This window comes from Corallococcus sicarius (assembly GCF_003611735.1).
GTDB classification, from domain to species: domain Bacteria; phylum Myxococcota; class Myxococcia; order Myxococcales; family Myxococcaceae; genus Corallococcus; species Corallococcus sicarius.
Window position 1 is genome coordinate 1 of record NZ_RAWG01000416.1, and the last position, 6,809, is coordinate 6,809.

Consider the following 6,809-nt stretch of genomic DNA (forward strand, 5'->3'; position numbering starts at 1 on the left):
CCCGTGGCCCCCCGCCCTCGTCCCTCCGCTCACGTCTACCGCCGGCTCCTGGGCTACCTCGCCCCCTACCGTCGGCTGCTGCTGGCGGGCTCGCTGGCCTCGCTCACCGCCGCGGGCGCCACCGCCGCGTATGCGTGGATCGTGGGCCCCCTGCTGCGCGCCGTCCTCACCGGCGCCCCCGTCTCCGTCGCGGGGCTGACGCTGTCTCCGGAGGCGCTGCTGTCGCGGCTGCCGCTGCTCGTCGTCGGCGTGGCCGTGGTGAAGGCCACCGCGCAGTTCCTCCAGGGGGGCCTGATGCAGCGGTTGGGCCAGCGCGTGATGTCCGACCTGCGGGGCTTCCTCTACGGTCGCCTGCTTGCCCAGCCCCCCGCGTTCTTCGAACAGCGTCACTCGGGAGAGCTGGTGGCGCGCTTCACCTCGGATGTTCCCTTGGTGGAGTTCTCCGTCACCCAGGCGTTGTCATCGTACGTAAGGGATGGGCTGCAGATCGTCGCACTGCTGGCGACGTGCTTCCTCATCGACGCGAAACTCTTTCTCTTCACGTTCGTGGTGGTGCCGGTGACCGTGCTGCCGGTCAACCGCTTCGCCCGTTCGCTCAAGAAGGTGGCGACCCGCTCGCAGGCGAGCCTGGGCGCGCTCAGCGCGATCACCGCTGAACAGCTCCAGAACCTGCCCGTGGTGCAGGCGTACGGCACCGTGCCGCGCGCGCTGGAGTCCTTCGACGCGGAGGCGGACGCGTACCTGGGGGAGATGCGCCGCTCGCTCTTCATCCGGGGCGCCTTCAGCCCCACGGTGGAGCTGCTGGGCATCGTGGGCGTGGCGGCGGCGGTGGCGTGGGGCGCTCGGGCGGTGTCGTTGGATCCGACGTTGGCCGGACGGCTGCTCTCCTTCATGGCGGCGGCGCTGCTGCTCTACCAGCCGGTGAAGTCGCTGAGCGGCACACTGTCCCAGGTGCTCACGGGGCTGGCGGCGGCGGAGCGGCTGTTCACGCTCGCGGACGCGCCGGTGCCGCCGGACGTGGGCGAAGAGGCCCGGCCGCTGTCGCGCGCGCTGGAGCTGTCCGGCCTGCGCGCCACCTACGCGGACGGCCGCGAGGCCCTCCAGGGCGTGGACCTGACGGTGCCCGCGGGCGCGCGCGTGGCGCTGGTGGGGCCGTCCGGCGCGGGCAAGACGACGCTCTTCTCCGTGCTGCTGGGCTTCCTGCCCCCGAGCGGCGGCGAGGTGAAGTGGGACGGCGTGCCCCTGTCGTCGCTCAAGTCCTCCAGCGTGCGCGGCCAGGTGGCGTGGGTGCCGCAGGAGCCGGTGCTCTTCTCCGGCACCGTGCGCCACAACCTGCGCCTGGGACAGCCGGACGCGCCGGATGACGCGCTGTGGGAGGCGCTGCGGCTGGCGCACGCGGAGGACTTCGTGCGCGCGCTGCCCGGCGGCCTGGATGAACCGGTGGGCGAGCGCGGCGGCCGGCTCTCCGGAGGCCAGCGCCAGCGCATCGCCCTGGCGCGCGCCTTCCTGTGCCGCCCGTCGCTGCTGCTGTTGGACGAACCCACCAGCGCCCTGGACGCCACCAGCGAGGCGGCGGTGGGCGCGGGGCTCGCGGCGCTGATGAAGGGGCGCACGGTGCTCGTCATCGCCCACCGGCTGGCCACCGTGCGCGACGCGGACCTCATCGCAGTGGTGGAGGGCGGCCGGGTGGTGGAGTCCGGCACCCACGCGGAACTGCTCGCGCTCCGGGGCCGCTACGCGCGGCTCTTGGGCGAGGGCGCTGTCGCGGCCTGAACCTGTACCGGGGTCCAGCCGCGCTCCGCTGTCGGATGCGGGACCCTGGGGCCGTGCCCCACTGCCCACGCCATCCCCGAGCCCTGGCGCATGGCCTTGCGCGGGTGGGCCCGCCCTGCCAGCCTGCGACGCCGTCCCATGCGTCCGACGCCGCCCCGCGAACGAGAGCCGCTGTCACTCGACGCGCTCCTCATCGTCCCCGCCCTCATGCTGGCCGGGGGCGCCTGCGTCGCGGTGGCCGTCCGGCACTTCGCGCTGGCCGCCGCGGCCACCGTCACCCTCGTGCTCGTCCCGCTCGTCTTCCGCTTGTGGACGCGCACCTGGTACCGGGGCCTCGTGCTGCGCGGGCTGGGCCTGTTCATCGCCGGCATGCACCTGCCCATGCTCGTCGGCGGCGCGCTCGCCTACGGCCGCATCGGGTGTGAGCCCGCGGACTGCGGCCAGACGATTCTCCTGGGCATCGTCCTCGCCCCCGTGGCCGGCGCCCTCTGCAGTGTCCTCTACTGGCTCGTGGGTCGTCCTCCCGTCTGAATTACCGGGGATGCCCGGGAGCCTATTCTTACGGGAAATGCTTGTTCCCGTCAGACCACACCTCGCGCCCGGCTTGTTCGTGGCGTTGGCCGTTCCCGCCACGGTGTGCGTGCTGGGCGGCACGCTGCCCCTGCTCCTGGGAGGTCCGGCCGGCATTGTGAGCGTGGTGGCCTCCGCGGGCCCCTTCGCGCTGCTGGTGGGGCTGGCGCTGGTGGTGGAGGTGCCGCTCTTGACGTGGGCGGCGGGCTCCACGCTGCTGGGGCGGGCGGTGCCCCTGGCGGTGATGGTGGGCATGGCGACGGTGCCCTGGACGCTGGGGCTGCTGGGCACGGAGGTGCTGCTGGAGCGGATGCAGGCGGCGCTGCCGCAGGTGGGCGCGGCGGACGCGGGCGTCGCGCTGACGGCGGGCATGGGCAAGGCGATGGCGCCCCGGCTGCTGGGCGCGTGGACGAGCGCCGTGCTGCTGGGCTCGCTGTCGGTGGCGCTGGGGGTGGCGCGCTTCAGCCACGCGAGCATCAGCCGGGGCACGCGGCGCGGGCTGCTCCTGGGCAGCCTGGTGTCGGCGGCGCTCGCGGGCATGGCGGTGGTGGGCGCGCTGGAGGCGCACCACCTGTTCACCCTGTTGTCCCGGCTGTCGCGGGCCCCCGGCACGCTGCGGCCGGACCTGATGTCGGAGGGCATGGCGCAGGCGGCGCGGCTGCGCACGGTGCGCTGGAGCTGCCTGGGGTGTCTGGCGGTGCTGAGCTTCACCTGGCTGACGTACCGCGCGCGGGAGGCCCGGCGCGCGCGCACGCTGGAGTGGGCCGGCGGCCTGGTGCTCACCATCGCGGTGGCCGGCCTGCTGCTGCTGGACGCGCACCCGCTGCACACCACGCTGGGGCCGGAGCGCATCACCGCCGATGCCGAGGGCGAAAGCTCCTTCCCGGTGCCCACCGACGCGGACGTGCTCCACGCGCTGGGAAGGCGCTCGCCCGCGCGCTTCAGCCTCCTCGCGTCAGCACGAAGAGCATGATCATCGCCACCACCAGGGCCACGCCGAAGACGGCCACCAGCACCAGCCCCTCCGAGCGGCGCACCACCGGGGGCGGCAGCTCGCCGGGCAGCGCCTCGCCGTAGCGCAGCAGCACCGGCTCCGGCGGTGGCGCCGGGAGCGCCTCCGGTTCTGGCGCGGGTGCAGGCACTGGCACGGCGGGGGCGGCCACGCGCGGCGGCGGCGTCACGGGCGCGAAGGCCACGGTCCTGCCGAGCGACTCCGGCGCCGCCGAGAGGCTGGACATCTCCAGCCCCTCGCGCGCCAGCGCCAGCACGCGCTGCATGTGGAGGATGTAGCGGTCCTGACCCGCGTAGGTGGCCAGCGCCTGCGCGGCGCGCACCAGCCGCTGGGGCACGAGCTCTGGATCCGCGCGCACCTCCGTGGACACCGGCGGCCTGCGCGCCTCGCCGGACTCCACCCGCCCGGTGCGCACGCCCTGGCCGCTGGCCCAGATGCAGTGCTCGTCCAGTAGCGTGAGTTCCTGGCGCCGGACGCGGCCCTCGTCGTCCACCAGCGACAGCAGCTCCGCGCCCTGGGGGCTCAGGTGCCAGACGGTGCGCAGGCCGTTCTCACCCGGAGGCCCCTCCACCGCCCGCGCCCGGTAGAGTTCCTGCATCGCGGACTTCAGGGTGTCGGACGAGGTTTCCACGGCCATGAATGGCGCACAGTAGGGGCGCCCGGTCGGAAACGGAAGCCAGCCCGTTCCCCGCCCGTCCGCCTCCCGTCAGCCGGGTGCGACGGGCGCGACGGGTGCGACGGGGCGTGAATGGCCCGTGCGTGGACCCCCGCATTGTGGCTACCGTCCCCTCACGATGAGCCGTTCCAAAGACCGAGGCCCCGACTTCGTCCGTCAGTTCGAGGGTGTACAGACGCTCGACGGATTGCTGGAGCTGGCTGGCAGCCCCTGTGACACCGCCGAGGTGCTCGAGCGCATGCGCGAGGCGCGCGCGGACGGAGGCTCCTCCAGCGACGTCATCCCCACCCTCTTCGCCGAGGAGCCCCGCTTCAAGGACCCGGAGCTGGCGCGCCGGCTGTACCAGAACCTGCTGGGCCTCTGGGACCTCGTGCAGGAGGGCAAGGCGGTGCGGCTGGAGGCGGACGAAGGCCCCCGCCCGCCCCGGCCGAAGCGGGAGCGGCTGCAACCGCCGGCCCCCTTCCACCCCGGCGAGCCTTCGAGCGAATTCGTGGAGGCCGCCTGGCGTTACCTGGAGGACGACGACAAGGCGCGCACGCGGCTGATGCATGCCTACGAGAACCGGCAGGATGGCCTGCTGGGTGCGCTTGACGCCGCTGGGCTCACGGACGAAGGTTACGGGGTCGCCCGGCACCTGCTCTTCGAGCTGCACGCCATGCTGGAGCTGGGCTGGCCGCCAGGGCTGACAGCCGCGGATGCGGCGGCCCTGGACAGGGATTCGGATGCGCCGCCCGCGCCGGACACCCTCCAGGCCTACGTGACGGAAGCGTTGTTCGAGGCGGAGCATGACGAGGAGCACCCCCTCGCTCCCGAGGAGCTGGCGCAGGTGCGCACCCTCGTCCGGCGGGGACTGGCGGCGCTGTGGCGCGCCCGCAAGGGGAGATGAAGATGGGCCGAGACGACAACGACGGTGGTGGCTTCACCGGCAAGCGCAACAAGTCCTACCGCGAGCTGGACGCGCAGCGCGGCAAGAGCAAGTACCACTCGCGCCAGGACGACCCGGCGCAGCAGAAGCTGGAGCGCAGCGCCAGCTACCAGAAATACAAGACGGCCGCGGACGCCCTCTTCACCGGCGGGGAGCTGCCGGAGGGGCTCGCCAAGACGTTCGACCCCGAAGGCAAGCGCAAGGCCCAGAAGGCCGCCCTGCAGAAGGTGCAGGATTCGGAGACGCGCGCGGACTGGGTGAAGGGCGTGGTGGAGTACCTGGAGAAGTACCCGGAGCTGCCCGAGGACGCGTACTTCCTCGACAGCCTGCTGGACCACCCGCGCGACCGCATCGTCGACCAGGCGCTGGCGAAGCTGGAGGCGCTCCAGGAGGCGGGCACGCTGCAGAAGAAGGTGCCCAAGAGCCTGGATCAGCGCCTGAAGTCCATCGAACTCACCGGCCTGGATCCCGACATGCAGGGCCGCGCGAAGACGCTGCGCGAGAAGCTGCGCGCCTGAGCCGTCAGCGCGCGCGGGACTGGTGGAGCAGCACCACCGCGCGCCGGCCCCCGTCGCCGGCCTGGTGCGTGAGCCGCAGCTCCGCGCCAGGCCGCGTGTAGACGCCGGCCTCGTCGCCGCGCTTCCACCCGGCCTTCAGCAGCGCGTCGTCGTAGAAGGCCTGCACCTGCGCGCCGGACAGGGGCACCTGGAAGGACAGCGTGCGCGAGCCCTCCGCGTTGACGCGCAGCGCGCCCTGCGCCCCGAGAGGCATGGGCGCGAAGTCGTTCTCCGTACCGGGCGCGCGCGCCAGGGCGTGGTTGGCCTCGCCCAGGTACAGCGTGGTGGTGCCGTCCGGCTGCGCCATCAGGATGACCGTGTAGGTGATGCGGCGGCGCGGATCCAACGCGGTGAGCATGGCCGCGTTGTTCGCCAGCTGCGGCTGCTCCTTGCCGGGCGGCACGTAGAGCCCGCCGGCCCGAAACGCGTCCGCGAAGCGCTGCACCAGCTCCCGCGCGGACTCCTTCACGTGCACCGCGCGCAGCGCCACCGGCACGCCGCCCGCCTCCACGATGTCGTTGGACTCCACGTGCTCCAGCACCTGGAGCTTCGGCCACGCGAAGCGCGGCGGCTCCGGCCGTGTCCCGGCGTCGGGGGCCAAGGCCGGGGCCCGGGGCTTCGGCTGCGCGAGGACCGGCGACGCCAGCACCAGCGCCAGCAGCAGCACCCTGGCGGGCAGCGCGGACACGGCCCCGCGGCTCAATGCGGCACGCCTCCCAGCCACTGCCCCTGCCGGGGCGTGTTGTAGGCCGGGCCGCCGGGGGGCACCAGGAAGGGCGTCACCTCCCAGCGCGTCTGTCCGCCCGCGTGCGTGGCGCCGAGGTTCTCCTCGTAGCGGTCCTCCTCGCCCCGGAAGCTCATGAAGAACTGGCCCTCGTCGATGGCGACCGTCGCGCCCACGACGCCCGCCAGCGCGGTGCCCGCGTTGCCCGCGCCGCCGTTGGCCTCGAACACGTCCTCCGCCCACTGGTAGTAATCCGTGTTCTGGCAGCGCACGCCGTTGTCGATGTTGAGCGCGCACGAGCGGCCTTCCGCGAGACTCGACAGGCCCCAGTCATCCAGCAGCATCGCGAACTGGCCGTCGCACACGCCGTCGTTGCCCGCGCGGCCCGCGGCGCACACGGTGAACGGCCGCGTGGCGCGCCGGGTGGACACCCGGAAGAACTCCGGCTGCATGAACTCACCGAGCCGCGCCGCCTGCATGGAGGACGAGGCCTGGCAGGAGATGCCCTCCGCCTCGAAGTTCATCCGCGACAGCGGGGCGATGCCCGCCGTGGTGATGCCCCGGATGCCCCC

General features: G+C 73.4%; 7 protein-coding genes and 1 pseudogene. 5 read left to right on the forward strand and 3 right to left on the reverse strand.

All coding sequences use genetic code 11. The features are described 5' to 3' along the window. The first annotated feature begins 3 nt into the window (after positions 1–3). The 3 genes from D7X12_RS37365 (at position 4) to D7X12_RS37375 (ending at position 3,316) form a co-directional block, all read left to right on the forward strand. Positions 4–1,773, forward strand: a complete 1,770-nt coding sequence (locus D7X12_RS37365; protein ID WP_120629973.1) for an ABC transporter ATP-binding protein — start codon at positions 4–6, stop codon at positions 1,771–1,773. A 138-nt stretch (positions 1,774–1,911) separates the two neighbouring features. Beyond that, positions 1,912–2,304, forward strand: coding sequence for a hypothetical protein (locus tag D7X12_RS37370; protein ID WP_120629969.1), 393 nt, complete (start codon positions 1,912–1,914; stop codon positions 2,302–2,304). 79 nt (positions 2,305–2,383) lie between these two features. After that, entirely contained in the window at positions 2,384–3,316 is a 933-nt protein-coding gene (locus tag D7X12_RS37375; RefSeq protein WP_147443916.1) for a hypothetical protein, read from the forward strand. Here D7X12_RS37375 and D7X12_RS37380 read toward each other — a convergent pair. After that, positions 3,285–3,992: a hypothetical protein gene (locus tag D7X12_RS37380; RefSeq protein WP_120629971.1), complete on the reverse strand. Its 708-nt coding sequence runs from the start codon at positions 3,990–3,992 to the stop codon at positions 3,285–3,287. The two genes, D7X12_RS37375 and D7X12_RS37380, sit on opposite strands and share 32 nt — an antisense overlap. Before the next feature lie 157 nt (positions 3,993–4,149). Here D7X12_RS37380 and D7X12_RS37385 point away from each other — a divergent pair, with 157 nt between their 5' ends. Both D7X12_RS37385 and D7X12_RS37390 read left to right on the forward strand, forming a co-directional pair. Further along, the gene (locus D7X12_RS37385) at positions 4,150–4,917 is read left to right on the forward strand and encodes a hypothetical protein (RefSeq protein WP_120629972.1); all 768 of its coding nucleotides are present in this window, start codon (positions 4,150–4,152) and stop codon (positions 4,915–4,917) included. Between the two features lie 2 nt (positions 4,918–4,919). Then, positions 4,920–5,474 (forward strand): hypothetical protein, encoded by a 555-nt coding sequence (locus D7X12_RS37390; RefSeq protein WP_372338296.1) that lies wholly within the window; start codon positions 4,920–4,922, stop codon positions 5,472–5,474. Between the two features lie 4 nt (positions 5,475–5,478). Here the strand turns inward: D7X12_RS37390 and D7X12_RS37395 are convergent, their stop codons facing one another. Both D7X12_RS37395 and D7X12_RS43210 read right to left on the reverse strand, forming a co-directional pair. Then, positions 5,479–6,216: a hypothetical protein gene (locus D7X12_RS37395; protein WP_244225014.1), complete on the reverse strand. Its 738-nt coding sequence runs from the start codon at positions 6,214–6,216 to the stop codon at positions 5,479–5,481. After that, positions 6,213–6,809: pseudogene (locus D7X12_RS43210) on the reverse strand (hypothetical protein); the annotation flags it as partial. The pseudogene D7X12_RS43210 and the gene D7X12_RS37395, both read right to left, overlap by 4 nt.

Bases quoted from the DNA above. Each gene is read 5' to 3' on its own strand.
- D7X12_RS37370 (WP_120629969.1), top strand. From the start codon at position 1,912: ATGCGTCCGACGCCGCCCCGCGAACGAGAGCCGCTGTCACTCGACGCG.
- D7X12_RS37380 (WP_120629971.1), bottom strand. From the start codon at position 3,992: ATGGCCGTGGAAACCTCGTCCGACACCCTGAAGTCCGCGATGCAGGAA.
- D7X12_RS37385 (WP_120629972.1), top strand. From the start codon at position 4,150: ATGAGCCGTTCCAAAGACCGAGGCCCCGACTTCGTCCGTCAGTTCGAG.
- D7X12_RS37390 (WP_372338296.1), top strand. From the start codon at position 4,920: ATGGGCCGAGACGACAACGACGGTGGTGGCTTCACCGGCAAGCGCAAC.